Genomic DNA, 26,773 nt, shown 5'->3' on the forward strand with positions numbered 1-26,773 from the left:
GAAAGGGATGAAAACCATAGGAGTGGCTTAGGGACCAGATTCCTTTTTTTAAATATTTTTTCTTTTGTGAAAAGAAAGAACATCAAAAAATAGAGGGTCTGCTCTTCACCCCTCCATAAACTCCTTCACTTCCTTCAATATCTCCCTTATCTTAATATTCTGCGGGCAAACCTCCTCACATTCCCCACACTCAACGCAGTTCCTTGCCTTTTCCTCAGGTGACAGAAGGACCCCATACTGGAACCTGGCATTTTCCACATCATCAAGCATATAAATGTCATTCAAATAACTGAGGTTCCGTGGGATATTAACTCCCGAGGGGCAGGGCATGCAGTACCTGCAGCCAGTGCAGTTGACCTTTGTCCGGGCCCTGTAAATCTCCTTAACTTCTGCGATCAGGCTTTTTTCGTCGGCTGAAAGGGAGTTAGGTTGCCCTTCTTCTGCAATTCTCAGGTTTTCTTTCAGGTGCTCCTGTTTCGACATCCCGCTCAGGACAACACTGATTTCGGGATAGTCCCAGAGATAGCGAAAAGCCCATTCTGCAGGGGTTCTTTTGATTTTGGCACGGTCCCATACCTTTTTGGTTTCTTCCGGAACCTTTGAAGCCAAGTTTCCGCCGCGCAGGGGTTCCATGACCACGACTGCAAGCCCCTTTTCAGTTGCGTATTTCAGGCCTTCGATTCCTGCCTGAAAGTCTTCGTCCAGGTAATTTAACTGGATCTGGCAGAGGTTCCAGGGGTAGGCGTCAACGACTTCCTTGAAGGTCTCCAGCTCGTCGTGGAAGGAAAAACCGGTGTATTTGATTTTCCCTGCTGCACGAGCTCTTTCCAGGAACTCTATAACCCCAAATTTCTTCATTTTCTCCCAGTAGCTTTTCTTTACGGCGTGCAGGAGGTAGAAATCGATGTAGTCCGTCCGGAGCTTTTCAAGCTGCTCGTTTAAAAAGTGGTCCATGTCCTCTTTGCAGTTTACGCGTTTGCAGGAGAGCTTGGTTGCAAGGAGGACTTTTTCCCGGTAGCCGTCGGCAAGGGCTTTTCCCAGGAAAACTTCGCCCATCCCGCCGTGATAGGAATAAGCAGCGTCAACGTAATTTACCCCATGGTCAATGGCGTAGCGGAGGAGCTCGGTTGCCTTTTCCTCGTCTATTTTCTCGGGCGCGTCGTCGAGAACTGGAAGCCTCATGCAGCCGTAGCCGAGAATCGAGACCTTTTCGCCCGTGTTTCCTAATTTGCGGTATAACATTTTTTGTCCCTGTGATTGTGTCTATCCAGCAATATAGAAGTAATTGTTTTAAAAAGCAAATCAAGTTTTCGTCATCTATTATTATTTTTCGTTATTTATTATTCATTTTTTATATAAAATATTTCAATGTTTTGTAAGTGAGTGTGGAAACTAATAAGAGATGTGTTAAGAGATACTGTTATATCCGATCCTTGCCTATCACATATTGATTATTATGGGGCAGAATATCCAAGCAATCAAAGAAGTAAAGGGCTTTTTACCCAGATCTGTTGTTTACGCTGAAAAGATAAATGAAGATTTTGGCGAAGGGCTTGCAGGCTTTTATAAAGCCGTCTGGTCTGAGAGAGAAGGCGGGCTTTCCATGAAACAGAAACATTTGATGGTCTTTGCTATCGCCTGTTCCAACAACAACACTGAAAGCGCGGTCAAGATCCTGGAAAGGCTTCATAAATTCGGAGCCACACGAGCTGAAATTTCAGATACTATGATGATGGCTGCCTGGACTGGCGGGATTCAGAATTTCACGGATTTCAGTGCACCTATTTTGAAGGAAATGGAGAAACTTGGGTTTTAAAAACCATTTTTCTCCATTTTTTTAAATCTTTTTAAAAATTTCTTTTTTAGTTCTTACCACTCCTTATTCCAGTTTACTCTTGCTGGACATTTCACTTTTGCTGGATTATACCATACAATTTCTCTAAAAAACTTTTACATAGTTTTCTCATAACTCTTTTTATAATATTTTCGAAAAAATCCTCTAAATTTATATGAAATGATAATAAAGTATTAATTAAATATTCGGAAACCGGAATAATGTACTGCGCAACAGAAGGAATGAGCGGGATACGTAATCCAGTTCTCTTTAGAGAAGTTCAGAAGATGGATCAGGTGTGGGTCCGGCTTGTTGTTGGGGTTCCAGCATTTGTTTCCTGGTACGGCGCTTACCAGCAGCTTTTTCTCAGGAGACCTTTTGGGAATAATCCTGCCCCTGACTGGATGATGCTTGGTTTACTGCTGGTTTTAGGGGTTCTTTTCCCATTTTTTTTCTATTCCCTCAAAATGATCACCGAAGTCAGGAAGGATGGTCTGTATGTCCGATTTTTTCCGCTGCATTTTTCTTTCAGATTCTTTCCTTTAGCGATTATCCAGAGTTACGAAGTCATGACCTACAGTCCGATAAGGGATTACGGAGGTTGGGGCATACGCTACGGGTTAAAAGGGACTGCATATAATGCAAAAGGCAACAGAGGCGTGCTTTTCGAATTTGAGGAGGGGGGCAAGGTAAAAAAACTGATGATTGGTTCTCAGGTTCCTGAAAAACTTTCTGAAGCTATCAACAGGGCAATAAAAAACCAGATGTCCGGGTAATTCTGCCAGCTTTCTTAAGTTTTTATCTAACTTTTTTAGTCAATTCAGTAGGTCAATTTAATATATCACCAGAGACATCTCCGTAAATATAATTTTTAGAGTAAATAATGAGATAGTAATCAAAGACAGTTACTAAAAATGATTACCAGAGATTTTTTTAAATATATCTGTGCTAAAATAAAGACAGAGGGATTTACAGATATGGACGATGGTTTTCAAGGAGTATTGAAAGGTCAAAAAATAGCTTATTTTTCCATGGAGATAGGACTTAGCAATGAAATCTTTACATATGCAGGAGGACTTGGGGTGCTCGCAGGCGATACAATCCGCTCGGCTTCAGACCTTAAAGTTCCGCTTGTTGCAGTTACTCTGGTTAGCAATAAGGGATATTTCAGGCAGTGCCTTGACTTCGTAGGGAACCAGACCGAACAAATCGAAGAGTGGAACCCTTCATGTTTTATGACCAAAATGCCGCAGGAAGTGAGCGTTAAAATTCAGGACAGAGAGGTTAAAATCCAGGCATGGCGCTATAACTGCAAGAGCCAGACAGGGGGCTGCGTACCCATAATTTTCCTCGATACCAATGTAGAAGGAAACTCATGGGAAGACCGCGGGATCACAGATTTTCTTTATGGGGGTGACCATACCTACAGGCTCAAGCAGGAAATAGTGCTCGGGATAGGGGGAGTGCGGATGCTTGAGGCAATGGGTTTTAAAATCCGAAAATACCATATGAATGAAGGACATTCAAGCCTGCTCGCCCTGGAACTTTTAAAGTGCAATGGCAAAGACGCTATGAAAGTAAAAGACCTCTGTATTTTTACCACCCACACTCCTGTAGAAGCCGGGCATGACAAGTTCGATTATGGGCTTGTGGAAGACATGCTCCGGGATAAAAACGATGTGGGCATACTAAGAAGGTTTGGAGGGGCGGACCGTTTTAATACGAGCCTTTTTGCCCTTAACCTGTCCAACTACGTCAATGGAGTCACAAAAAGGCACAGCCGGACCTCAAACGAACTCTTCCCAGGATATTCAATCCAGGCAATAACAAACGGTGTCCACTCCTATACTTGGACATCTCCTTTTTTCAGGCAACTTTTTGACCGATATCTGCCTGGCTGGGCAAATGAACCTGAACTCCTGGTAAGGATCGGAGGAATCCCGGATGACGAGATCTGGGAAGCCCACTGGAGTGCGAAAAAAGCGCTTATAGATGAGGTTAACAAAAGAACAGGGGTAGGTATGGACTATGAGACCCTGACAATAGGTTTTGCACGGCGTATGACGGAATATAAACGCGCAACCTTAATCCTCTCTGACCTCGAAAGGCTCAGAAAGGTGAACAGGAAGGGTAGGATTCAGCTTATCTTTGCAGGCAAAGCCCATCCGCATGATGAGGCTGGAAAGCAGCTTATAAGAGATATTTTCAAAATAATAAAAACGCTCCGGGACGAGATCAAGATCATCTTTCTGGAAAATTATGATATGGATTTGGCCGCAAAAATGGTTTCCGGAGTTGACCTCTGGCTGAACACTCCAACTCGTCCGTATGAAGCTTCGGGCACAAGTGGCATGAAAGCTGCCCATAACGGGGTCGTAAATTTTAGCGTGCTTGACGGCTGGTGGATTGAAGGGTGGATTGAAGGGGTTACTGGCTGGTCCATAGGACCTCAGCCCGAAGAACATTTTTCCGTAGAAGAGGCCAGACTCTCTGAGCTTGATGATCTTTACAACAAACTTTACTACATTATCGTCCCCATGTATTACGACCGTAAAGATGAGTGGTTTAAACTGATTAACAACTCAATAGGTATGGTTGCATATTATTTCAACAGCCACAGGATGATGCGGCGTTATGTCACTCATGCTTATCTGTGAACTTCAGGGAGGCTGCTCTGGTCAATCGGTTGATATTGTTCAGAAACCAGGAAACTTATTGGATAAATTACAAAAAACAAAAGTAACTATTCAGCCACTGATAAAAAGACGTTTTTTCAGCAAAGTGCTGCAATTATCAGGATAATAGCGGCGCTCCATTGAGCGCCGCTAGAATAGCATCCATTACATTCATGCCATTCTTTTTAATTGAGGATATGTATGCCCTAATTCTGCAGAAAGCTACCGCTCCTTCTATGCTTCGGAAAGTTCCCGAAATTTTCTGTTGTAGCTTCATCATTCTGATGTCTCGCTCTGCTTGATTGTTATCAAACGAAACTCTCAGGTTATTGAGGAATCTCAGAATCGGTTCTTTGTGTATTATGAACCTATCAAGGAGATTCTTTGCTTTTGTTTGTGCTGGTCTTCCTCTCTTTTTCACCTGATCTTTTGAGGGCTCAGGTGGTGGATTTTCCTCGATTCCGTCTTGAATTATTGCATCGTATACTTCCTCGAATTCCCGAACTTTTTCTGGATCTATTGGAATTTCCATCTCTCTGCATTCATCAGTATACTTTTTCATCTCACTGAGGAGTTCATTAATCTCTTTAGCCCATTGCTGTTTAAAATTCTCTTCAATCCCAGTAAGTTCCCTTTTAAGATGAGCGTTGCACAGAGCATGTTCACATCCATACTTGTTGTATGAAGCAAGCCCATCATGAACTGCTACTCCCTTGTATTGCGGAAGAAATCCCAGAGCATCCATTGCTTCTGTCCCTCTTTTTGGGTGTGCGAAATAGTAGGTCCATAGACTATTTGATACTACATGAAGCCACCATTTTGTCCCTAAAATTCTCATTCCTGTCTCATCACAATGTGCAGAATAGGAAGCTAATAGATGTTCCATAACAGCTTTTTCAAAAGGTTTCAGGTTCTGGAAACATTTCTTTTCTGCTCTTTTTATGGTAGCTGGGCTGATACGTATACCGTATACATCCTCTACTAAATCACAAGTCCTTTCATAAGGAATCAATTGATAGTTCCTAAAATACAGAATTGAGGCTAAAAGACGAGGACCATATTGAATTGGGAATTTTATAGACTCTGGAAAAGAGCCTTTGTTAACTTTCCCACAGTGAGGACACTTCTTGATTTCACAACGATGTTCAGTAAATATGATTTTTGCAGGAGGAATTTCAGCTTCTTGTCTGCGTTCATAGTCATCAACTTCAGTATCTTCAAGATGATGACCACAATTTTCGCAGCAGTCCGGTGAATGGACTATGACCTAATCAGGGTTTTCAACCATTTCAAAAGTCTTTCCAGGATGACCTTTTTGGCCACCAGCTTTTTTGCCACTACTTGTGTGGCGACCCTTAGGTTTAGGTTTCTCATTACAAAAAACATCAGTAGAAGGAGGTTTACTGCTATTTTGGCTGTTTTGATTCAAACGAGCCTCTAAAACTCTTACACGTTCTTCAAGTTCAGAAATATGAGAAGCTTGTTTCTCCATGATAGCTTCATATCCTTGGATTTCAACAATAACTGCTTCAGGACCAGCTTCATAGGTTACAAGGATTTCTTCACGTGTAAGCATGATGTTGAAAAAGAGAGTTATTTTATATGCAATTTTTCCTCGGAAAGAGGAAAAATTGCTTTTACTAAAGGTATGGCTGAATAGTTACAAACAAAATGCATAATAAGTAGGAGTTTAAGGAATAAATTCCGTTAAAGGAAAAAAGTCCAGAAAAATTTACGCGTTCCCTGAGCCCAGTCGATTTATTTTTTCACGGGCATCTTCAGCTTTTGCTTTGAGCCCTTTACTTTCCCAGAGGTCAGCTGCAATCTTAAAAGCATTTTCTGCACCTCTCAGATTTTCAAGTTTCAGGAAAACCTTTCCTTTTTCATACCAGGCTTCGGGGTAATCGGGTTTAAGACGGGTTGCTTTCTCAAAAGCGTGCAGAGACTCTTTTTCCGAACCGGCTTTAAAGAGGATTTTTCCCCGGAGCTGCCAAGCTTTGGCATTTTCAGGTTTTATTTCAAGGGCTTTTTTAAAAGACTGCACAGCTTTTTCCTGTTCTCCAAGCCTGAGATGGAGTTTCCCTTTTTCAAACAGGGTATCCGGATCATCAGGATTTATTTCCAGGGTTTTTTCAGATTCAAGGAGTTTTTCTTCACAGAGGTGTATCCGGGCGAGCACTGCATCTTTGCCTTCCCATGCGTGTTTCTGCACAGGGTTCAGGAAAATCGATTTCTCGAAAGCCTCAAGAGCTTCTCGGAAGCGCTCAAGTTTTGTTAGGGCAAACCCCAGGTTAGTCCAGAGCCCTGCATTATCAGAGTTAATTTTCGAGGCTCTTTCGAAGATCTCAAGAGCTTCTTCATAGCGTTTGAGTTTTAACAGGGAATTTCCTTTATGGAACAGGGCTGCAAAATCCAGAGGTTTTGCTTCAAGCACACGGTCAAAAGCTTTGAGCGCGAGCCTCAGCCTTCCCTGTCTGTAAAGAGCCACACCTTCTCCATAGATGTCTTCCGTCTCTCTACTTTCCGGGCTTCCGGCTTTTCTTTCACTTTTGGTCTTGTCTCTTTCTAGCCCGGTTTCTGAGAGGTACCTGAACCCTGCCGAATCTCCCCGGTCAGGCCTAGAATCAAGATGTATAAACTCCTCTTTTGGCACGAAGGATTTGCAGATCCATCTTGGCTCAGTCCGTAGGTTAGTGATTATACAGTACCCATTTATGTATTTTGAACAGACCCCGCAACAGTAGATGTGCCTCTCCAGACGGTACCGTATCTGGTCAAGCTCTGTAGTAACCAGCCCCTGGTTTAGCCTTGTTTTGAAAGTTTCATAAGGAATATTTTTGATTTTAATATAGACTGTTGAAGGAGCAGGTGGGTCCCATTCAAAGGGTTTTTCGGTTTGCTTTTTGCGGATCATAACTTTCTTTGAGCGTTTTGGTTCGGGCTTACCGGTGTTTTTAATAACTTATTACCTCAAGTTTTAATAATCAAACAAATTAATTAAGGTAACGAATATTTTTAGTTATTAACATTTATTCAGCATATTTGTTATAAATAATGGAGGGTAAATTTATGAGTTACAAAAAAACACACGGCGTTCCAGCACTATTTTCTTTTTTCATTCCCGGCCTGGGCCAGCTTGTAAAAGGGCAAGTATCCAAGGCACTTGGCGTCTGGGCAGCCCTGTTAATCAGCGCATTCATGAGCATTATCGGAATAGGGATTTTAATGGGAATGGTTGTATGGGTCGCACAGATCTATGACGCCTATAATGCCTGAATAAAGAAACAAGTCAAAACTGCAGAAGTTTTGGTCTTATTTCTCTTTCAAATCTGTTTTTCTTTCTTTTTTCGCGGCTCCTTCAGATAAGCTGGCGGAAGCGCCTGTATTTCCCTGTTAATTTGAAAAACAGGCTCCTGGAAGTTAAGGAAAGTATTCTTTCAGCCCTGGGGATTTTTCTTCAGCACTTTCTCTCCCTTAATTGGGGTGTCTTCCTGTCAGGCACTTATTATCTGGATGACTGGCCGGCCCAGGCCCTGCGCGGCGCATGGAAAGATAACTGAAAGCTTCCAGCTCCGGGTACTGAAATAGATATACTATAAATTACAATAGATCTGTAACTATAAATTACAATAGATCTGTAGAGTTTGGAAAAAATTTTAAAATAGAATGGAAGATAAAATTCAAAAAGGAAACTTACCTTCTGACGATCATGGATCTCAGCCGGTCAGCTGCACTTGCGGACTTATCAGCAATGCCTCCTATTCTTTCAACAAGTCCTATAAGATGGCAGACACCAGCCCCTCCAAGAGCCTCTTCGTGTTCGAAGATTTTTTTTAAGAGAGCTGTCTCAAGCACGTCCACATCATGTTCCAGCTTTTCTACCTCAGGGATGATCTGCATTGTTTCTTTTATTTCTTCCTTGCTGAAAGATGTTGCAAGCAGCTTGTAAAGTTCTCCCACAAGCTCGTTATACATCCTGGCGGTTTTCAGGGAGGCTGCCATGAGTTCCAGGAAGCCTTCCTTGATCTCCTCAGGGAGGTCTTTGCAGGAGCGCAGGGTCATCCAATAGGCTGAAGCCTGTGCAAAGTCAGCGATAGAGTCCTGCTGCTTGAGGAAAGAAAGGAGGTCCTTTTTGTTCACCGGCAGCCTGATGGAGGAGGGTATGCTTACTCTTATTTTCTGTTTGATTTTGTCGGCATCATGTTCCAACTTATCGATTTCGTCAGTTCGCTCATTAAGAAGTGCCTGATCTCCTTTGCAATAAGCGTCCATCGCTTCAGCGAGCTTCTCAACTGCAAGCACCCCTTTTTTAGCATGCATTTCGAGGGGGACGAAGGGAGAATCTGCGACCACGTCGAGTACGGAACGGATGTAGTCTTTCATAATAAGATCACCTCTAGCCCCACAAAAATTATTGCCGATGTAAGGGCAGCTATGGGGACTGTTGCTATCCAGGAAGAAATAATCCTCCAGATTACGCCCAGGTCAACGGCTGCAAGCCCTCCTGCAAGCCCTACACCAATAACCGAACCTACAAGGGTATGGGTAGTTGAAATCGGAAGGGAGCTGTAACTGTGTAACAGAACCACCGAGGCAGTTGCAAACTGTGCGGAAAAGCCTCGAGTTGGGGTGAGTTCCGTGATCTTTGACCCTATGGTTTCGACCACTTTATAGCCCCAGGTTGCCATGCCTATTACCATGCCGAGGCCTCCCATTACAAGCACCCAGATCGGGACTTCGGTTCCTGTCCCTGTTACTGTCCCTGTTATTTTCATCACGTTAAGCGCGGCAGAGAGAGGACCTACAGCATTTGCTACATCGTTTGACCCATGCGCAAATGCGATATAACAGGCAGTTATGAGCTGTAAGAATATGAACTTTTTCTCAACGCCAGGCATATCTGAAGCCCTGTGAAGGTAGAGGTTCCTTATAATAGAAAAGATCAGAAACGCAAAAATAGCGTAACTATTCAGCCACTGATAAAAAGACGTTTTTTCAGCAAAGTGCTGCAATTATCAGGATAATAGCGGCGCTCCATTGAGCGCCGCTAGAATAGCATCCATTACATTCATGCCATTCTTTTTAATTGAGGATATGTATGCCCTAATTCTGCAGAAAGCTACCGCTCCTTCTATGCTTCGGAAAGTTCCCGAAATTTTCTGTTGTAGCTTCATCATTCTGATGTCTCGCTCTGCTTGATTGTTATCAAACGAAACTCTCAGGTTATTGAGGAATCTCAGAATCGGTTCTTTGTGTATTATGAACCTATCAAGGAGATTCTTTGCTTTTGTTTGTGCTGGTCTTCCTCTCTTTTTCACCTGATCTTTTGAGGGCTCAGGTGGTGGATTTTCCTCGATTCCGTCTTGAATTATTGCATCGTATACTTCCTCGAATTCCCGAACTTTTTCTGGATCTATTGGAATTTCCATCTCTCTGCATTCATCAGTATACTTTTTCATCTCACTGAGGAGTTCATTAATCTCTTTAGCCCATTGCTGTTTAAAATTCTCTTCAATCCCAGTAAGTTCCCTTTTAAGATGAGCGTTGCACAGAGCATGTTCACATCCATACTTGTTGTATGAAGCAAGCCCATCATGAACTGCTACTCCCTTGTATTGCGGAAGAAATCCCAGAGCATCCATTGCTTCTGTCCCTCTTTTTGGGTGTGCGAAATAGTAGGTCCATAGACTATTTGATACTACATGAAGCCACCATTTTGTCCCTAAAATTCTCATTCCTGTCTCATCACAATGTGCAGAATAGGAAGCTAATAGATGTTCCATAACAGCTTTTTCAAAAGGTTTCAGGTTCTGGAAACATTTCTTTTCTGCTCTTTTTATGGTAGCTGGGCTGATACGTATACCGTATACATCCTCTACTAAATCACAAGTCCTTTCATAAGGAATCAATTGATAGTTCCTAAAATACAGAATTGAGGCTAAAAGACGAGGACCATATTGAATTGGGAATTTTATAGACTCTGGAAAAGAGCCTTTGTTAACTTTCCCACAGTGAGGACACTTCTTGATTTCACAACGATGTTCAGTAAATATGATTTTTGCAGGAGGAATTTCAGCTTCTTGTCTGCGTTCATAGTCATCAACTTCAGTATCTTCAAGATGATGACCACAATTTTCGCAGCAGTCCGGTGAATGGACTATGACCTAATCAGGGTTTTCAACCATTTCAAAAGTCTTTCCAGGATGACCTTTTTGGCCACCAGCTTTTTTGCCACTACTTGTGTGGCGACCCTTAGGTTTAGGTTTCTCATTACAAAAAACATCAGTAGAAGGAGGTTTACTGCTATTTTGGCTGTTTTGATTCAAACGAGCCTCTAAAACTCTTACACGTTCTTCAAGTTCAGAAATATGAGAAGCTTGTTTCTCCATGATAGCTTCATATCCTTGGATTTCAACAATAACTGCTTCAGGACCAGCTTCATAGGTTACAAGGATTTCTTCACGTGTAAGCATGATGTTGAAAAAGAGAGTTATTTTATATGCAATTTTTCCTCGGAAAGAGGAAAAATTGCTTTTACTAAAGGTATGGCTGAATAGTTACAAAATAGCTCCAAAAACCGGAGATATAAACCAGCTGGCAACGATTTTTAGAAGAGCAGACCAGTGAATGTCAGAAAAAGAGATAATTCCTTTATAGGCTGCAATCAACCCGAAGCCGAGCACAGAACCAACAATTGAATGGCTGGTTGAGACGGGGAGGTTGTAAAAGGTTGCGAGCGTTATCCAGAAACTTGCGGCAAGAATTGCAGCCAGCATCCCCAACACCACGATATCCGGGTGAACGCGGCTGATCATATCAATGGGAACGATCCCTTTTGCAATTGTCGAGGTAACTCGTTTCCCAAAGAATACGGCACCCAGGAATTCAAACACAGCGGCAATGACAATGACCTGCTTGATTGTTAGGGCACCCGTTCCTACTGAAGTCCCCATAGCATTTGCGAGGTCGTTTGCCCCTATGTTCCAGGCCATGTACAAGCCTGCAAGAATAATAGCTATGACAAGTAAATCCATTTTTTTTCCTTACTCCAGAGATTTTTAACTCCAAAATTGCTGTAATTGCTATGATGCATAATTGCTAGATCCATAATTGCTATGATGCCTCAGATTTCTTCCATTTTATTCTTGATTTATGGAGTCTTCACCCGTTTTTCTTAAATCCATGTCTCTTATGGTATTCCAGACCATTTCATTATATTTTATGTTTTCCATATATTTTAGGCTGCTCTATATAATCTATAGATCTATATATGCCTATTTTTAATATATTCTAATTTCTCTTTTCGAGTGCAGAGATCCCTCTATAAGGTGTCTGACGACCATTTAATTTATTTTCGATATGGCACAAGAGTCCGATTCAAACAAATTGGTCTTTCAGGCAGGTCAGCCCAAGCACCGGGCGGCTCAGGGAGAGAAAACTGAAAAATTCTTCTTGGATTCCGGAATAGATCAACCAATTTTTAAACGCAGGCCTTATGGTGATTATCCTGACATCGTCGATATCATCAAGCATAACCTGTTTTTTGTTCTCCTGCCGTGGGCTTCCACGAGGACGTTAATCTCTTTTCCTTTTAACTAATAATTACTTTCTTAAATTTTTATTAATATTCAGTCAGTTATTTTCTATTTTTTTTGCAGGAAATAGTCAACTTTTTTCTCTGAAAATATCTCAACTTTGTTTTTACTTTATAAATAAATATAAACCCTTATCTTTTGGGGTTGGTTTTCCATGGAGACCTCAATAAACAGATGACATTATCATTTTCATCATCATTATACTGTCTGTTTCAAAACATAACTTCAAAATGGTTTTGAATATTAATGAAGAAATAAATTATTTATGGAAAAATAAATAACTAAAGAGAAACAATTAATGATAGGGAATTAGGGTATATTTTAATGTTTTAAACGAATAATTTGAAAACTCAATATACTAAAATGGGAACTAAACGGGGAGAATATTTTTGAACAGAAAACTCCGAATTCTACTGTTTATAGGGGCTTTATTGCTAATTGCAGGAACACTTTTGAATATTACCAGAGACCCACTTCTTTTGAGCTCAGGAGCTGTTGCTACGTTATTTATGATCCTGCTTTTCAGAATTGACCCTCTGAGCCCTCACGAATGACAGAAAAAGAGAGGGTTCGTTTTTTTACGTACTAAATACTTAATATTTTACGTTAATTTATTTTTTACTGGTTTTGCAAGGTATCGAGAATGGATCCGAGAACCAAATTTGTATCAGTCTACCTGATGCTTCTGCTTTTTGTTTTTTTTGCTGGTTGCTCCGGAAAGGATGCAGGACAGGACACATCCGGCTACACCGCAGGTGTGCTCAAAACCGAAGCCGTAATTTACTCGAGGGTTCTGGGGCAGGGGGCTTACCTGCCGATAAATTACAGTCTGGAAGCCCTCGACGTCGAGTTAAAAGCGCCTTCTTATGAGTTGCCCCTGGAAATGGATAAAATCTCCAATTACGCAGCCTTTTCAGGAAGAATCCCTCTGGACGAATCAGCGCTTGAAATGCTGGAAAACAATGGTTTTGTGGTAATAGAAAACCCTTACGACTCCTCAGAAGAAGACATTACTTCGATGTACGTGACCCTCAAGGAAGAGGAAATTCCTGTTTTTATCACCACGGACTCCCTTCTGCACCTCTACCACATCCAGTTTGACGAGACCCTGCGCCAGATCGAGGAAAAGGAATTTTATGATACTCTCTGGGAGACCGACCTTGCTCTGCTGAACAGCTCGGTCGAAGAATATAACAGTGCTTCTAACAATGTTTTTAACAGTTCTTCCGATGAAGAAAAGGAAGCCGCAAGAAGAAATGCAGCCTACTTTGCGGTTGCTTTGAATCTGCTCCAGCCGAAGCCCTCACAGGTACAGGCAGTAGAAGATCCTTACGGCTTTGTTGATGAGGCTCTTTTCCCTACAGGTTCAGCAGAAAAATATCATTTTGAGGTCCCATCGTTTGTAAAAGAAGAGGTTGAAGCCGAACTGGCTCTTATCGAAGCCCACGGAGGTTTTGCGACCTCTCCTATTTTCAAGTACGAAGAAGATTATTCCCAGTACGTGCCAAGAGGCCACTATACCCGCTCCGAGAAGCTGCAAAACTACTTCAGAGCCTTTATGTGGCACGGCCGGATGAGCATGCTCCTGAAGGACAGATTGATAGAGTCCAAGGACCCTGCAAAAGATGCCCGCATCCAGACTATCCAGGGAAGTCGGATTTCTTCTCGGCTCGAAAACTCACCTGAACTTCTTGAAAACTGGGACCGGATCTACGGAGTTACGGCTTTTTACGTGGGATTTTCCGATGACCTCGGACCTTACGAATACATTGAAGCCATGGACCAGGTCTTTGACAATGGAGAGAGGAAGTTTAATGAAACAGCAGTAGAGGAGTTAAAGGCTGTACTTGCCGAAAACCAGGGTCCGCAAATCTACGGAGGCACAGGAAACTGTATCCTGGAACCACCCTTCACCCCGGAGCAGGCTGACGAATGCCTCGAAAATACCACAGGTTTCCGCTTTATGGGGCAGCGTTTCATCCCGGACTCTTACATGTTCTCAAACCTGGTCGGAGCCTACACAGGCGAATATCAGGGGGAGAGGGATGAACCCTTCACTTATGTAATCTCAGGAGCCGGAAGGCCTATCCGCGGCTTCCCGCGCGGGCTTGACGCAATGGCTCTCCTGGGCTCGAAAAGAGCAGTTTACTGGCTCGATGAGCTGAACGATTCAAGCTACGAAAATTACAGTGTCCGGTATGAGGAACTGGATTCGGAGCTTTCGAACTTTAGTACAGCTGAGTGGAACAGGAACCTCTACTGGTCCTGGCTCTATTCCCTTCAGCCCCTCCTGAAGGACCATGGAGAAGGATACCCTACCTTCATGCAGACCGACGCCTGGCAGGACAAGGAACTGAGCACCTCACTGGCTTCCTGGACCGAACTCAGGCATGACACAATTCTCTATGCCAAACAGAGTTACACCATAGTTGAAACATCTATGCCCATGCCTCCTGAAGAAAAACCGGTTGTAGGCTATGTAGAACCAGTCCCTGACTTTTACGCCAGGTTGCTTGCCTTAACGAAGATGACAAACCAGGGCTTGGATGAAATGGGTGTGCTTGATCCGACATCAAAAACAAGGCTTACATACCTTGAAACTATAATTTCCAGGCTTCAGGCAATTTCGGAAAAGGAACTCAAAAACGAAGAACTGACAGAAGAAGACTACGAGTTCATCAAGAATTTCGGGGACCAGCTTGATGGGGTTATAGCTGATGTCGATGAGAAAGCCAGAAAAACTACAGTTGTAGCTGATGTCCATACCGACGGCAACACAGAAAACGTACTCGAAGAAGGGGTTGGATACGTGGACATGCTAGTAGTTGCGTATAAACTTCCGGACGACAGGATCCTTATCGGGGCAGGTCCGGTCTTCAGCTATTACGAGTTCAAACAGCCCATGTCCGACCGCCTGACCGATGAAAAATGGAGAGAAATGCTGGAGGCAAACCCACCGAAAAGGCCTGAGTGGGCCTCTACTTACATTTCTTAATTATTTCTTAATTTTTAATTTTTTTTGAAAAGGATTGCCCTGATGAGGATTGCCCTGATGAGAGAACTGAGGTCAGAAATTGCTTGGGAATAGATATGGAAAGATATTAATTGTATAAATACGAGAAATAATAAGGGGTTATATCATTATAGTAATCCCCTTGATAAAACCATGAGGTAATAAGTATGTGTAGTGTTGGAGACTCTTTTGATATCGATATGGAAGGAAAATTGCCGTTTAAACAGTATGCATGCAAGGACTGTGGAAATAAATTTAAAGGTATTGGCAAAAATGTGAAATGTCCTTCCTGCCAGTCTACAAATGTAGAAGAATCCTAAAATGTAGCAGAATCCTGATGATCAACTGGATTTTTTAAATAATTATTTTTAAAATGGAAAAATCGACCTCTTCTAAAGAAATTTCACTGAAGGAAAGTGAAATGCTTCTCCTGCGCGGAACGGCAGGAACAGTGGCTATTGTGAAAGCAGGTCCGAGTGGGCAGTTCTTTCTGGAAACTGAGAACGAAGAGATTGTACTCGGACTGGAACCCCATGACCTGATTGTTGCTTCTGCGCTTTCGGTGGATGAGAAAACTGAAAAAGGGCTTAAATGCGTTCTCTTCATGATTCGGGAAATCAGGTCCCCATTAATAGTTCTTCCAAAAAAACATCCTGCGTCACCAAGGCTTCCAATCGTAGTCTCGGCTGGTAAAAAGACTGTGCTGAACTGCAATATCACACCTGGCACGCACCCGAATCAGGATGTACTATGCGGTTCAAATGAATTTGATAGTCTGGAAGTAACAGGAACACTGGAGGGTGTCCAAATTAAAAATATGCCGCAGTGTGAGGTATTAAAGGTTAACTTTGATATCTGATCAGCGCATCTCTTTAGTTCTATTGTCCTTACTTCTATTGTCCTTACTTCTATTGTCCTTACTTCTATTGTCCTTACTTCTATTATCCTACTTCTATTGTCCTTACTTCTATTGTTCTTACTTCTATTGTCCTTACTTCTATTGTCCTTACTTCTATTGTCCGAGATCTGTTTCCGTTTTAGGTTAAGTCAAAAACAATATTAAACCAACCGCAGGTAGGGATCCTGGATAACACTTAGAAGCAGGTTACGATCTGAAATGATACTTTTTCTTAACCCCGAAACTGTTTTTATATTCAAGTAAAAACGTGTATGAAATTTTCCAAATAACAGGCACAAACAAATGAAAGTACTCACAGCCCTACCTTTTTTATCTCTCAAATTACGTGAAGATGAAGCATCTTCAAGTTCACATTCCGGACTCTGGCTCCAATTTAGAGACTTTTTAATATCTTCTGGGATCATTAAAATTTGTCATTAATTCCGTTAGCTATTGACTGCAACCAATCTAAAACCCAGAAACTAACAAAAAGACTCATATATCACGCTGCAACCTCAAAAGGATAAACTTCCTCCCATCTGCCACCGATAACCGAAATAACACCCCTTCCTTCTACCCTCATCTGCATTGTATCCCCTTCTAATCAAATTGTTATGAGGTTTCCACTTTCGTAATAATCGCATTTTACAGGGGAGGAATCTTTATAGCATAGGAAGGCAATACCGCAGTCATACAAAACTAGATAGTTATTTCCTGATTGGAATTTTCTTTTCATGTAGGGGATCACCAAAATTTAGAATTTTTTATGCTGTATTTTTAAACCCATTCCGGGAGTCATGGGAATTATTTATACTATTTATACTGTTGATTGGGCAGATATTTATTAATTTTTTGTTTTTGTTTTTGTTTTTGTTTTTGTTTTTGTTTTTGTTTTTGTTTTTGTTTTTGTTTTTGTTTTTGTTTTTGTTTTTGTTTTTTTTCGTCCTGCTTTTCACCGGCCGTAGTTTTCTCCGGTCATAGCTACTCAAAACGAGCTGTATCTTAAGAGTCCTCACTGGTAAACCTAAATAAACTAAAACTAAATAAATTTTAAAATATATTTTATTTATTTTTATACATTTATTTGCAAAGTAACTTGCTAGAATTATTATCAATTCTTACTATTTTTGTTTCAATTTCAGAAACCAAGTCTAAAACAGATTCAAAAAAAGCCGTGTTAAATATATATAATTAAATGCAGATATTACTATATATAAAACTAATATATATAAAACTGGTTAACACTAAGGTTTATCCGTTATAATACTACATTAATAAATGGGGAATAATATTTATGGAAACAATGGACGCGATTTTAACCAGAAGAAGCATCCGGAAATACCTGCCAGAACCAGTCAGCAGGGATATGATTGAGAAGATTTTGAAAGCCGGTATGAGTGCACCATCAGCAGGGAATGAACAGCCCTGGCATTTCATTATAATTGACAGGCGTGATCTCCTTGAAAAAATCTCGGAAATGCACCCTTATGCAAATATGTTAAAAGGCGCTCCGGCTGCATTACTGATCTGCGCAGACCGGAATACTCCGAAATTCAAGGATTTCTGGGTTCAGGACTGTTCTGCTGCAAGCGAAAACATGTTACTGGCTGCCCATGCCCTGGGGCTGGGAGCGGTCTGGATAGGAGTTTACCCGGCTGAAAAACTTATCACCGATATCCGGGAATTATTTAAGATCCCAGAGCATGTGACCCCGTTTTCAATAATCTCAATTGGTCATCCGGCAGAAGAAAAACCAGGAGAGCCCAGGTACGAAGCCTCAAGAATTCATGACAATTCCTGGTAAAGCCTCTCTAAATACTGGTTATGAAACAGGTTAGATCACTGATTGGAGGCTTTTTCTCCCTATTTTTAATCTTTAAGTGCCTTTTTATTTTTCGAAGGGCTTTTCATACCTATTTATTGTATTAAATGTGAATATACCAACAAATGGGAATATACCAGCCAGAATATCCTGGTATTCATCGGAGTGGTTAACCGGAAAGACTCGATTAAACCGGAAAGACTCAATGGTACAAAAGAAGGTAATTTTTATGGAAAAGAAGCTGGAATCACTACTTATATTATTTATGATACTTTTTGCCGTACTGCCTTTTTCGGCAGGTGCCGCTGATGAAGAAACCATGCTTAAATATACGAGCTCAGGAAACGTTTTTGGCGGCGGGGATCAACTTAAGATCAATCAGGATATCCCGGGAGACCTGGTACTTGGAGGGTCCAGGCTTGAGATAAACGGAAATGTTATAGATGATTTCACCGGGGCCGGCGGAGAAATAATTGTTAACGGGGACGTTTCAGGCAACATCATGGCAGCCGGAGGCTCGATTCGGGTAAATGGAAATGTTGGTGGAGACCTGGTAGCAGCCGGTGGTCAGATTTATCTCTCAAAGAACAGCGCAGTTGAAGGCGATATCCTGCTGGCCGGAGGAGAAGTAACTCTTAACGGGATCGTCAATGGAAACGGGTCAGCTTCTGCCGGGACACTCAAGACAGGAGAGGACTTTGAGCTTAAAGGGAACCTTAAACTTCAAGCCGAAAATTACCCTTCTGACCTTGAAGATAAGGTAGGGGGAAACCTGAGCATCGTACCCGTAACCAGAGAGCGAAACCAGTATACAGGTGGAGCTGAAGGTTTTGGCATCTTTTCCTTCATTTTGGGGCTGCTGGCAACTCTTGCCCTGGGCTTTATCCTGATCTATACTTTCCCGGGTTTTGTAACCGGACTTGCGGAAATTGTAAGGGGATCAGCGTTGAAAGCCGGACTGCTGGGCTTAACGCTCCTTATTTTCGTTCCGGTCCTCTCCGTAATCCTGTTAATTACAATGTTCGGGTGGAGTCTTTCTATCCTGCTGATGTTGATGCTGGCCCTCGCAGTCCTTATCGCTACAGTACCGGTAAAACTGCTCGCAGGGGAAATGATTTACTCTAAGGTCTTTAAAAAAGAAGCCGGGAAAATGATATATTACCTCACCGGAGCGATTGTATTTGCAATAGTGTATGAAATTCCTTTCCTTGGAGGACTAATAAAGTTTATTGCACTGCTGGCAGGGCTGGGAGCACTTGGGATCTGGATTTCAAAGAAGGCAAAGTCGGAAAATTAACCGGTTGTTTAAGAGGGAAGGACTTCTTTCCTATATTTTTCAATTCCCAGCCTTTCAAGGAGTTCTCCGAATCTCTCCCCATCAAGGCCTTCTCTCCTGTAATACTCAAAGGTTTTTTCAAGGATTGAGAAAAGCTGCTCCTCGTCTGCAAGCTCAAGAAGCTTTGTCCCGTGCCTGGGCTGGCGTCCTGCTTTGCCTCCGACAAAGATCGTGCATCCGGTTTTTTCGGCTCTCAGAGCATCTTTCCGGCAGGCTTCAATACAGGCTCCGCAGAGGATGCACTTTTCGGTATCTATGTGGGCTTTCTCTTCCAGGACTTTTATTGCCCCCACCTTACACGCCTTTTCACAGCGTTTGCAGCCGACACAATTTTCTTCGAGGATTTCAGGTTTTACCGTGCCCATGACCCCAAAGTCATTTTCCTGAGGTCTCATACAGGCTGCAGGACATCCTGTTACTGCAATCTTGAGCTTTTTAGGGACAGCTTCCCCGAAGTATTTTTCATCGATCCGGCATGCCAGGTTCTGGCAGTCGATCAACCCGTTTCTGCAGACCGTATTCCCCTGGCAGGCGACTACAGCTCTTACCTTCTTTCCGGAAGAGCCTCCTGAAATATCCAGTTTTTCAAGCTCATAGCTTGCTTCTTCCGCATCTTCAAGTTTGACAAAAGGAATCTCAATCTGCTGCCTTGAGGTTACGTGGACATATCCATTACCGTATTTCTCGGCTGCATCCGCAATTGCCCGCAGTTTTTCAGCATCCAGATTCCCGCTCACGACTTTCAGCCGCATTGAAAACATATTTTCCTGCCTCTGGGGCAGAAAACCTTTACTTTTGAGTGAAGAAAAGTCAATTTTTTTCTCAGTCATATAAGTCACTTCACTTTAAGAGGCATAATAACTGATGTATATAAGAATTGTGATGATTGGGACTTTTGACCAATCCTGGATTTCTGCCAGGTCTGGAATACGAATAAGTTTTGGAACTGTAGCCAAAAAAAGTAACTGTAGCCGAAAAGATGATCAATCAAGTGGATGAAAGAAGATAACGACTTTGGGGTTTTACGCTTCTTCCTATAAAGCCTGTAGCGAAGCAGGGTTTAGGGCGTGAGCAAAAGTTCCATAATTGGCTCATTTTTCTATACTGCTAAACCGGATAGTGAATTCTGTTCCATGATCTCTTCCAAGATCCATTTCACCGTCTAACTGATCGACAAGGATACTGACAAGCTGCAGACCAAGAGTTTCCGGGTTTCCAAAATCAATGTTTTCGGGAATACCAACTCCATTATCGGAGACTACTAAAGTATACTTTGTATCTTTTCCAGTAAGCTGCTCTTTATTATTTGGCTCATTTCCAACCTCTTCGCTGAAGAGCTCAATGTGGACTTCTCCAGTTTCCCTGCCCGGAAACGCATATTTGAGAGAATTGGAAACCAGTTCATTAACAACTATACCCAATGGGACTGCTGTATCCATGTCAAAGAAAATATCTTCTCCAAGATCCATGTTTAAGTTAATATTGGCACTTCCAAGCCCGTAAATCTGGAAAAGATTCTTAATGAGTCTCTGCAAATACAATGAAAAGTTAAGTGTATCAGCTCCTTCACCTTCATGCAATTCTTCGTGGATCAGGGCAATTGATATTACTCTATCCTGGCTTTCCCTGAAGGCTTTAAGAACTTCTAAATTGTTTATATATTCTTTATTATTGAATTTCTCAGCCTCAAGGTCCAATAGAGAGGAGACAACCTGCAGGTTATTTTTAATGCGGTGATGAATTTCCTTTTGGCGGGCAATTTCAATTTTTTCGAGGGCTTCTTCAGCTTTCTCGCGCTCGATAAGCTGCATCTCAGTTTCTACTCTTGCCTTTTGTATTTCCTCGCGAGTCAGAAATTCCCGCCTGCGCCAGAAGTGAAGCAGCCAGCTGGAAGCAATGGCAACGGCACTCGCAATGAACATGTTGAGAAGCACCGTAAAGGAAGCTTGTGGTGAGATCCACAGACTGGATGCGATAATCAACGTCTCCCCGATGGTGTACACCAGGGACAGAATAAGCTGGTTGGTGAACCTATTTGGAATGGCGAGAACCATGACAAAAATAGTGAGAACTATGGTGATGGTATGGGCGACGAAGTCAGCAGGTCGTGTCGCGTTCAATGTGATGTGGGTGAACGCAAAAATGAGAGCCCAAACGAATTCAGCCCGGTCGTAAGAGTGGTAGTTCGGAAGTCTTCGAAGGTTTTTGAGGAATAGGATAGTGTATGCAACAATAACAAATCTAAGCGCAAAAAGCCCATAGAATATCGGTGAGATACCAAAAAAACCATAGTCATTGGCTGCAAGGGCTATCAGGGGCAGGATGATCAAAAAAATGAAAATCCGAGCCTGGGTGACGTCTGCACCAAAGTTTGTCTTTCGGAAGCGATCCTCCTGCTCTGCGCTTAATCCGAATGTCAGCCATTTCTGGACGTCTCCGGCTGTGTTCATTTATCATCCCCCACGGATTTAATGCAATAGGAAAGCAGCTCGTTGAGCTTGCAGCAGAGTCGTTCGTTCCCTCCCCCAAGTTGTTCGCCACATTTCCCAACCCACTATTGTGCAGTTGAAGCGCGCCAGGAACTTGAATGTTATTCATGTTTTTCTCTGACATAGGGCACAAAGTCAGAAAGCTCTCATCAACGTCTTCACCTACCAAAAATTACAGATCTTATTTAGCATGAAAGTATATGAGGAGATCTTCCTCACGTACTCTCTCTTTCTTCATTTCTCGCAATTACATATATTTCACTCATTATTTTGATCCTTTCATCAACTGAGAATATCTCAGTCTCCACTATCTTTCTCTTTTGAATTTCCCCCTTTTTATATCCAGTTTCATCTTCATACATCTCCTCGTTTGTGATCAGATGCCATATAATTGTTGCAATTTTTCTTGCCAGGGCAATAATTGCCTTTGAATGCCCAATCGACTTCTTTTTTCTGTTGAAAAACTCTTTTAACCTGCTATTTTTTGTTCTTGCTGCTGCCTGAGCAATCTGTGTTAGAATCCACCTTGCTTCCTTAGATCCTCTCTTAGTGATTCTTCCGTTATGGTATTTATCCGCTGATTGGTACACATTCGGAACTATGCCAAGCCATGAAGCAAGCTTATCCCCTGAAGAAAAATCTTTGAAATCGCCTATTTCAGCAATAAGAGTTGCCGCTCCAAGTTCTCCTATTCCTGGAACAGACATTAAAATTTCCATTTCTTGCTTATGATTTTTATAAGCATAATTGAATATTTCTTTTTCCAAAATTTTGATTTCATTGTCAAGATGCTTTATGATATCCAGACAGATCTGAAGCCTGAATGCAGCACCTTGAGAGATTTCTCTGTCCAGAGTTTCCCTTATCTGATCACTTTTTTTACGAACATTTGGGGAAAGGCTTGCTATAATCTGGTCAACGCTTTTACCTGAACAAATTCCTGATAGAATTGCTCTACCACTCTTACCAAAAATATCTGTTAGCACATTCTTCAGATTAAACATTTCAGGTGCGAGTATGGCGTGAGCTTCATTTTTTATATCTGTTCTTTTTTGTACAAGGTTATGGCGAAGCCGGATACATGAACGAAATGTTCTATGGTTTTTTGGGAAAACTCTTGATGGTTGAATCATATTATTCAATGCAAGTTGTGCGATGAATTCGGAATCGATCTTATCTGTTTTTTTGTGTGTAAACGCCTTCATATCTCGGGCATTTCCAACTATAACAGGTAGATGTTTTATCAACGCATCATAAATCGGAACCCAAAAGTCACTCGTTGATTCACAGGCAACAACGTCACATTTATCTGATATAACCCAGTTTTTAAAAGCTAAAATTTCGTCAGGGGTTCTAGAGAAATATTGTTGCTGTTTTTCACCAGATCTACTGAGGATTGTAGCAATGAAAAAGAGTTTGTGAATGTCTAAACCACAAGCTTTGTTAATGACTTCAACCAATTTAGATCACCAAATTAGATCACCAAATTAATTTGGGCAGTAGAATTGCCTCAAAGGCCAATTTAGCATCCGTGATCAAAGTCACATTTGAGCCTTCGATGGCAATTCACTGGTTAGTTTTATCACGGCTTCAAAGAACCAAAATAAGTACAACCTTACTGCCCAAGAGAATGATGAGGTTGATAGGTAAAAAAGGTAAGGAAAAAAAAGTACTTTCATTTCTTTGTGCCTGTTATTCGAAGAATTTCATATGCGTTTTATTGATTTTTACTGCTTTTTCTTCTCGAATTCTTCTTTCGTCTTCCTTCATTCTTCTTTCGTCTTCCTTCATTCTTCTTTCGTCTTTCTTCTTTTTAAAAGGGTTGCCATAAAAGCTGGCGGAGGCATCTTATAACGTGTTGATTTTTTGGCATTTATCTTAATCATTTTAGTTTTATTCTCATTTTGAAGCTTTATTTAGGGAAGTATCAAAATCTTTAAATATAATTAGTTATTAGTTGATTTATCAATAATTGATATTTTAATTGTCGTATTTTGAATAATTGAATATTCAATGTGTTTTTATGATAATTCATTATGTTCCAAATAATTATAAGCAAATTCTTCGAGTCAGAGCCTGGCAGACTCCGTGAAAAAGGGATGATTAAAAATGGATGAGGCAACACTGAGTAAGATAATTCTCCTGTCAATGGAAAGAGATGCTCTCAATAATCTGATTTTTGAGCAGACCTTTCAAAGTAAAATTGCAGGTAAGTTCAGGGAACTGAGCAAGAACCAGCCATTGGTAATTAAAATCATAGGAATAGAAGGAGAAATTATGCCTTCAACGATTGGAAAATACACCGGCATGGAAAAGAGCAGCCTTACGAGGATGGTTGATGACCTGGAAAAGAAAGGAATTGTGTTCAGAAAGACAGATCCCGATGACAGGAGAAAGGTGCTTGTTTCCCTCACTGAAAAAGGGTTTGATTATTATAATTGTTTAAACCGGATTACCACCGAAATGGCTGATGAAATCCTTCAGTTTGTTGATGATAAAGACGTTGAGGAGTATATGCATAGCCTTGAAACTATGGTAAAACTCCTGCAGAAAATAGATGCCAGCCAGGCTGCTTGAATAAGGTGACTGCAATCTGGTTATAGAAAATTATTGGTTAGAATTATTGGTTAAAATTATTGGTTAGAATTATTGGTTAGAATTATTGGTTAAAATTATTGGTTAGAATTATTGGTTAAAATTATTGGTTAGAATTATCGGCTATATGAAATTATTGAACGATTGGAACCATTAGATTATGAAGATTACCAGATAGAGCACATCTCTACAACGTGAAAGACGGAGGAAACCTGAATGACTCTTAAGCTTATTGATAACCTTCAGAAACTTGGTTTTACAGGCAATGAAGCCAAGGTTTATGCGTCACTTGTCTGCCTAAAACAGGCAAAAGCAAGTGAGATTGCCGAAAATGCAGGAGTCCCAAGACCTAAAATCTATGGAACCCTCAGAGGAATGGAGAAAAAAGGCTACGTCAGGATAATTGAAGGCGAACCAACCCTTTTTTGCTGCGTGCAACCAGAAGTGCTCATTTTAAGGATAAGGGCAGATTTCATGCTTTCTTTAAGCAAAATCGCCAGTGAACTGAATTCCCTGACTCCTGGAAGCAATAACTTTGCTTCAGAAAGTTTCAATGGGGAAAGGCTCAGGGTCTGAAGAGAAAAAGGGAAAACTTTTTGTTTCTCAACCAGTGCAAAAATACATTTCTCAATTTTTTATATACCTCAATTTTTTATATATCTCAATTTTTTATATATCTCAATTTTTTATATACCTCAATTTTTAATTTCTGAACTTCAACGAACTGAAAGGAACTATTATTTATATTTTAAAAGAATTATCTGGACACTAAAAACTTTATCTAAAAACTTATCTAAACTAGAAACTTTAATTTATATTTTAAAAGAATTATCTGGACACTAAAAACTTTATCTAAAAACTTTATCTAAAAACTTTATCTAAAAACTTTATCTAAAAACTTTATCTAAAAACTTATCTAAAAACTTATCTAAAAACTTATCTAAAAACTTATCTAAAAACTTTACATCAATAAACCAAATAAGAGTTTAAAGGTAGAAGTGCATGCCCCTCAGTACTAACCGGAACATATGGCAGTTTCTGGCATTAACAACCATACTTTTCATATTGTTTTTTGCGATACTCTTCTATTTTGAGGATATTTTTATAGTCCTTATTGCAGGTGCAGTCTTGATTCTGATCGCGGAAAAAGTGATAAAAGTATTCAACAGGTTCATGGACAGGTTTCCAAACTGCAATCGAAAAGCAGTAGGTTTAGTCCTTCTTACCGGTGCAGGGCTTGCCGTCCTCTTCCTTGTGGGTAGCCAGGTACAGAGTCTTGGAGTCTTTATAGGAGATTTCAGTAATATACAGCAGGACTACGCAAGTGGAGCTTCAGCCCTTTTTTCCGAACATGAGTCCGAACTTTCAAAGCTTACGGATTCAGGCGTTATTAAACCCCAGGACCTGCAAAAAATAGGGAACACCATCTTTTCCGGGATTGCAGATACTGTTTCAAAGGTCTCTTATTATTTTTTTACTGGAGTATTGATAATCCCCCTCATGTTTAGTGTGTACTTCAAGCACCACAATAAAATAGAAAACTACATCCAGAATTATGCTCCTCCAGAACATGCGGACGGGATCGCAAAAGCCTTAAAAAGTATGGGTCGTGAGCTTGAAGATTTCTTCAGTGCAAAAATGCTTGAGTCTACTATTGTAGGGTTGATTTGTTGTATAGGGTTTTATCTGGGAGGCCTTGAAGGGTGGCTGTTTCTTGGCATCTTGGCAGGCTTTCTAAATATTATTCCGTATATCGGCCCTCTTATTGGGGCAATTCCTCCGGTTATTGTGGGTTATATTGATAGTCCGATGACAGCTCTCTTAGCAGTGATAACAGTTATTATTGCCCAGCTTATTGACAACCTCTACCTCATTCCATTCATGATCTCGGGAAAAGTGAATATTAACCCACTCTTAAGTGTGGTTCTAACTCTTGCCGCCTCCAAACTGTTAGGCCCCCTTGGGATGGTACTCGCAATCCCTATATACATCCTATATAAAATAATTATTCGAGAGTCGTACCGAGAACTGGTAAATATATATTGTGAAGATTAAGGCTTTTTTATGGTTCGGAGATCAGCAGTTTTTATGAAAAAAGGGCTTTCTAAATGCAGGATAAAAAACCTGGGCCCAAACGACTCCGGAAAAACAACTATTATCAAAATGCTTACGGGGCAGATAAAGCCAAACTCTGACACCCTTAAATTACACGGGATAAATGTGCTGGAAGATCCCCTGCGAGTCAGGGAACTTGGAGGAGTCTCCTGCTCCATATATCCGAAAACCTTAATCAGAGTACCCTTTATAACCTTCCAAGCCTTTCCATTTTCCTTGTTCCATCCGAAAACCAGCTCCTGCTTTCAGGTATTCTGATCCTTATTCCTTCTATTTTATCGCTTATTTTCCTGAAAATCGACTTCCCACAGGCGCAAAAGAGCTTCTTCAACTCTTTTTCAAAGCTTTGCAGGTATCTGAGTTCATACAGGTACGCAGCCTTTGTTTCAAAAGATTCCCTT

At 41.2% G+C, this 26,773-nt stretch carries 24 protein-coding genes and 3 pseudogenes; 15 read left to right on the forward strand and 12 right to left on the reverse strand.

Features of this window, described 5'->3' with window-relative positions; translation table 11 throughout:
• Positions 1–105: 105 nt before the first annotated feature.
• Positions 106–1,242 carry an aldo/keto reductase gene (locus tag MSWHS_RS07645; protein ID WP_048127331.1) on the reverse strand — a complete coding sequence of 379 codons (1,137 nt, stop codon included), beginning with the start codon at positions 1,240–1,242 and terminating at the stop codon, positions 106–108.
• Positions 1,243–1,456: 214 nt separating this feature from the next.
• Between MSWHS_RS07645 and MSWHS_RS07650 the strand changes: the two genes are divergently transcribed.
• The 3 genes from MSWHS_RS07650 (at position 1,457) to glgP (ending at position 4,491) form a co-directional block, all read left to right on the forward strand.
• Entirely contained in the window at positions 1,457–1,816 is a 360-nt protein-coding gene (locus tag MSWHS_RS07650; protein ID WP_048130286.1) for a carboxymuconolactone decarboxylase family protein, read from the forward strand.
• A 239-nt stretch (positions 1,817–2,055) separates the two neighbouring features.
• Positions 2,056–2,610: a DUF6141 family protein gene (locus MSWHS_RS07655; RefSeq protein ID WP_052722650.1), complete on the forward strand. Its 555-nt coding sequence runs from the start codon at positions 2,056–2,058 to the stop codon at positions 2,608–2,610.
• Between the two features lie 201 nt (positions 2,611–2,811).
• Complete coding sequence (gene glgP, locus MSWHS_RS07660; RefSeq protein ID WP_048130288.1) at positions 2,812–4,491, forward strand: alpha-glucan family phosphorylase; 1,680 nt, start codon at positions 2,812–2,814, stop codon at positions 4,489–4,491.
• A gap of 136 nt (positions 4,492–4,627) precedes the next feature.
• Here the strand turns inward: glgP and tnpC (MSWHS_RS07665) are convergent.
• Positions 4,628–6,085 (reverse strand): annotated as a pseudogene (gene tnpC, locus MSWHS_RS07665) (IS66 family transposase).
• Between the two features lie 156 nt (positions 6,086–6,241).
• Positions 6,242–7,423, reverse strand: a complete 1,182-nt coding sequence (locus MSWHS_RS07675) for a tetratricopeptide repeat protein (RefSeq protein ID WP_048158903.1) — start codon at positions 7,421–7,423, stop codon at positions 6,242–6,244.
• Between the two features lie 155 nt (positions 7,424–7,578).
• Between MSWHS_RS07675 and MSWHS_RS07680 the strand changes: the two genes are divergently transcribed.
• Both MSWHS_RS07680 and MSWHS_RS20130 read left to right on the forward strand, forming a co-directional pair.
• Positions 7,579–7,785: a hypothetical protein gene (locus tag MSWHS_RS07680; protein WP_011021873.1), complete on the forward strand. Its 207-nt coding sequence runs from the start codon at positions 7,579–7,581 to the stop codon at positions 7,783–7,785.
• Positions 7,786–7,907: 122 nt separating this feature from the next.
• On the forward strand, positions 7,908–8,069 hold the full coding sequence (locus tag MSWHS_RS20130) for a hypothetical protein (protein ID WP_156148099.1): 162 nt from the start codon (positions 7,908–7,910) through the stop codon (positions 8,067–8,069).
• Positions 8,070–8,202: 133 nt separating this feature from the next.
• On the opposite strand, the gene MSWHS_RS07685 is transcribed toward MSWHS_RS20130, so the two are convergent.
• From MSWHS_RS07685 to MSWHS_RS20135, 5 genes and pseudogenes are all read right to left on the reverse strand, one after another.
• Complete coding sequence (locus tag MSWHS_RS07685) at positions 8,203–8,892, reverse strand: TIGR00153 family protein (protein WP_048127335.1); 690 nt, start codon at positions 8,890–8,892, stop codon at positions 8,203–8,205.
• Positions 8,889–9,521 (reverse strand): inorganic phosphate transporter, encoded by a 633-nt coding sequence (locus MSWHS_RS07690; RefSeq protein ID WP_255353724.1) that lies wholly within the window; start codon positions 9,519–9,521, stop codon positions 8,889–8,891. Before MSWHS_RS07690 ends, MSWHS_RS07685 begins: the two co-directional genes overlap by 4 nt.
• 3 nt (positions 9,522–9,524) lie before the next feature.
• A pseudogene (gene tnpC, locus MSWHS_RS07695) lies at positions 9,525–10,982 on the reverse strand (IS66 family transposase).
• Positions 10,983–11,066: 84 nt separating this feature from the next.
• Complete coding sequence (locus MSWHS_RS07705; protein WP_048159587.1) at positions 11,067–11,543, reverse strand: inorganic phosphate transporter; 477 nt, start codon at positions 11,541–11,543, stop codon at positions 11,067–11,069.
• Positions 11,544–11,886: 343 nt separating this feature from the next.
• The gene (locus tag MSWHS_RS20135) at positions 11,887–12,042 is read right to left on the reverse strand and encodes a hypothetical protein (RefSeq protein ID WP_156148100.1); all 156 of its coding nucleotides are present in this window, start codon (positions 12,040–12,042) and stop codon (positions 11,887–11,889) included.
• Positions 12,043–12,493: 451 nt separating this feature from the next.
• Between MSWHS_RS20135 and MSWHS_RS20140 the strand changes: the two genes are divergently transcribed.
• The 4 genes from MSWHS_RS20140 to MSWHS_RS07715 all read left to right on the forward strand — a co-directional run bounded on the left by MSWHS_RS20140 (position 12,494) and on the right by MSWHS_RS07715 (position 15,976).
• Complete coding sequence (locus MSWHS_RS20140) at positions 12,494–12,658, forward strand: hypothetical protein (protein ID WP_156148101.1); 165 nt, start codon at positions 12,494–12,496, stop codon at positions 12,656–12,658.
• A gap of 89 nt (positions 12,659–12,747) precedes the next feature.
• Positions 12,748–15,099: a DUF3160 domain-containing protein gene (locus tag MSWHS_RS07710; protein WP_048127339.1), complete on the forward strand. Its 2,352-nt coding sequence runs from the start codon at positions 12,748–12,750 to the stop codon at positions 15,097–15,099.
• Between the two features lie 185 nt (positions 15,100–15,284).
• On the forward strand, positions 15,285–15,437 hold the full coding sequence (locus MSWHS_RS20895; RefSeq protein WP_197074043.1) for a hypothetical protein: 153 nt from the start codon (positions 15,285–15,287) through the stop codon (positions 15,435–15,437).
• A 53-nt stretch (positions 15,438–15,490) separates the two neighbouring features.
• Entirely contained in the window at positions 15,491–15,976 is a 486-nt protein-coding gene (locus MSWHS_RS07715; protein WP_048127341.1) for a hypothetical protein, read from the forward strand.
• A gap of 803 nt (positions 15,977–16,779) precedes the next feature.
• On the opposite strand, the gene MSWHS_RS20145 is transcribed toward MSWHS_RS07715, so the two are convergent.
• Complete coding sequence (locus MSWHS_RS20145; RefSeq protein ID WP_048158904.1) at positions 16,780–16,971, reverse strand: hypothetical protein; 192 nt, start codon at positions 16,969–16,971, stop codon at positions 16,780–16,782.
• A 338-nt stretch (positions 16,972–17,309) separates the two neighbouring features.
• Between MSWHS_RS20145 and MSWHS_RS07725 the strand changes: the two genes are divergently transcribed.
• Entirely contained in the window at positions 17,310–17,819 is a 510-nt protein-coding gene (locus tag MSWHS_RS07725) for a nitroreductase family protein (RefSeq protein WP_048127345.1), read from the forward strand.
• Between the two features lie 247 nt (positions 17,820–18,066).
• The gene (locus MSWHS_RS07730) at positions 18,067–19,134 is read left to right on the forward strand and encodes a hypothetical protein (RefSeq protein WP_048130289.1); all 1,068 of its coding nucleotides are present in this window, start codon (positions 18,067–18,069) and stop codon (positions 19,132–19,134) included.
• 8 nt (positions 19,135–19,142) lie between these two features.
• Here MSWHS_RS07730 and MSWHS_RS07735 read toward each other — a convergent pair whose 3' ends face one another.
• The 3 genes and pseudogenes from MSWHS_RS07735 to MSWHS_RS07745 all read right to left on the reverse strand — a co-directional run bounded on the left by MSWHS_RS07735 (position 19,143) and on the right by MSWHS_RS07745 (position 23,122).
• Positions 19,143–20,003, reverse strand: a complete 861-nt coding sequence (locus MSWHS_RS07735) for a 4Fe-4S binding protein (RefSeq protein WP_048127347.1) — start codon at positions 20,001–20,003, stop codon at positions 19,143–19,145.
• 261 nt (positions 20,004–20,264) lie between these two features.
• Positions 20,265–20,978 (reverse strand): annotated as a pseudogene (locus MSWHS_RS21345) (sensor histidine kinase); the annotation flags it as partial.
• 899 nt (positions 20,979–21,877) lie between these two features.
• Positions 21,878–23,122 (reverse strand): IS110 family transposase, encoded by a 1,245-nt coding sequence (locus MSWHS_RS07745; RefSeq protein ID WP_048125153.1) that lies wholly within the window; start codon positions 23,120–23,122, stop codon positions 21,878–21,880.
• A gap of 649 nt (positions 23,123–23,771) precedes the next feature.
• On the opposite strand from MSWHS_RS07745, the gene MSWHS_RS07750 reads away from it, so the two are divergent.
• The 4 genes from MSWHS_RS07750 (at position 23,772) to MSWHS_RS21350 (ending at position 26,630) form a co-directional block, all read left to right on the forward strand.
• Entirely contained in the window at positions 23,772–24,239 is a 468-nt protein-coding gene (locus MSWHS_RS07750) for a MarR family winged helix-turn-helix transcriptional regulator (protein WP_048128143.1), read from the forward strand.
• 234 nt (positions 24,240–24,473) lie between these two features.
• The gene (locus tag MSWHS_RS07755) at positions 24,474–24,833 is read left to right on the forward strand and encodes a TrmB family transcriptional regulator (RefSeq protein WP_048128145.1); all 360 of its coding nucleotides are present in this window, start codon (positions 24,474–24,476) and stop codon (positions 24,831–24,833) included.
• A 426-nt stretch (positions 24,834–25,259) separates the two neighbouring features.
• The gene (locus tag MSWHS_RS07760; protein WP_048128147.1) at positions 25,260–26,312 is read left to right on the forward strand and encodes an AI-2E family transporter; all 1,053 of its coding nucleotides are present in this window, start codon (positions 25,260–25,262) and stop codon (positions 26,310–26,312) included.
• Between the two features lie 9 nt (positions 26,313–26,321).
• Entirely contained in the window at positions 26,322–26,630 is a 309-nt protein-coding gene (locus tag MSWHS_RS21350; RefSeq protein ID WP_231585640.1) for an ATP-binding cassette domain-containing protein, read from the forward strand.
• Positions 26,631–26,773: the final 143 nt, after the last annotated feature.

This window comes from Methanosarcina sp. WWM596 (genome assembly GCF_000969965.1).
In the GTDB taxonomy this organism is placed as follows: domain Archaea; phylum Halobacteriota; class Methanosarcinia; order Methanosarcinales; family Methanosarcinaceae; genus Methanosarcina.

Excerpts from the sequence above, each read along its gene's own strand:
- MSWHS_RS07675 (WP_048158903.1), bottom strand. The coding sequence starts at position 7,423 with ATGATCCGCAAAAAGCAAACCGAAAAACCCTTTGAATGGGACCCACCT.
- glgP (WP_048130288.1), top strand. The coding sequence starts at position 2,812 with ATGGACGATGGTTTTCAAGGAGTATTGAAAGGTCAAAAAATAGCTTAT.
- MSWHS_RS07645 (WP_048127331.1), bottom strand. The coding sequence starts at position 1,242 with ATGTTATACCGCAAATTAGGAAACACGGGCGAAAAGGTCTCGATTCTC.
- MSWHS_RS07755 (WP_048128145.1), top strand. The coding sequence starts at position 24,474 with ATGACTCTTAAGCTTATTGATAACCTTCAGAAACTTGGTTTTACAGGC.
- MSWHS_RS20135 (WP_156148100.1), bottom strand. The coding sequence starts at position 12,042 with ATGCTTGATGATATCGACGATGTCAGGATAATCACCATAAGGCCTGCG.
- MSWHS_RS07650 (WP_048130286.1), top strand. The coding sequence starts at position 1,457 with ATGGGGCAGAATATCCAAGCAATCAAAGAAGTAAAGGGCTTTTTACCC.
- MSWHS_RS07655 (WP_052722650.1), top strand. The coding sequence starts at position 2,056 with ATGTACTGCGCAACAGAAGGAATGAGCGGGATACGTAATCCAGTTCTC.
- MSWHS_RS07735 (WP_048127347.1), bottom strand. The coding sequence starts at position 20,003 with ATGACTGAGAAAAAAATTGACTTTTCTTCACTCAAAAGTAAAGGTTTT.
- MSWHS_RS07725 (WP_048127345.1), top strand. The coding sequence starts at position 17,310 with ATGGAAACAATGGACGCGATTTTAACCAGAAGAAGCATCCGGAAATAC.
- MSWHS_RS07750 (WP_048128143.1), top strand. The coding sequence starts at position 23,772 with ATGGATGAGGCAACACTGAGTAAGATAATTCTCCTGTCAATGGAAAGA.
- MSWHS_RS07680 (WP_011021873.1), top strand. The coding sequence starts at position 7,579 with ATGAGTTACAAAAAAACACACGGCGTTCCAGCACTATTTTCTTTTTTC.
- MSWHS_RS07710 (WP_048127339.1), top strand. The coding sequence starts at position 12,748 with ATGGATCCGAGAACCAAATTTGTATCAGTCTACCTGATGCTTCTGCTT.
- MSWHS_RS07715 (WP_048127341.1), top strand. The coding sequence starts at position 15,491 with ATGGAAAAATCGACCTCTTCTAAAGAAATTTCACTGAAGGAAAGTGAA.
- MSWHS_RS07760 (WP_048128147.1), top strand. The coding sequence starts at position 25,260 with ATGCCCCTCAGTACTAACCGGAACATATGGCAGTTTCTGGCATTAACA.
- MSWHS_RS07685 (WP_048127335.1), bottom strand. The coding sequence starts at position 8,892 with ATGAAAGACTACATCCGTTCCGTACTCGACGTGGTCGCAGATTCTCCC.
- MSWHS_RS20895 (WP_197074043.1), top strand. The coding sequence starts at position 15,285 with ATGTGTAGTGTTGGAGACTCTTTTGATATCGATATGGAAGGAAAATTG.
- MSWHS_RS07730 (WP_048130289.1), top strand. The coding sequence starts at position 18,067 with ATGGAAAAGAAGCTGGAATCACTACTTATATTATTTATGATACTTTTT.
- MSWHS_RS07705 (WP_048159587.1), bottom strand. The coding sequence starts at position 11,543 with ATGGATTTACTTGTCATAGCTATTATTCTTGCAGGCTTGTACATGGCC.
- MSWHS_RS21350 (WP_231585640.1), top strand. The coding sequence starts at position 26,322 with ATGGTTCGGAGATCAGCAGTTTTTATGAAAAAAGGGCTTTCTAAATGC.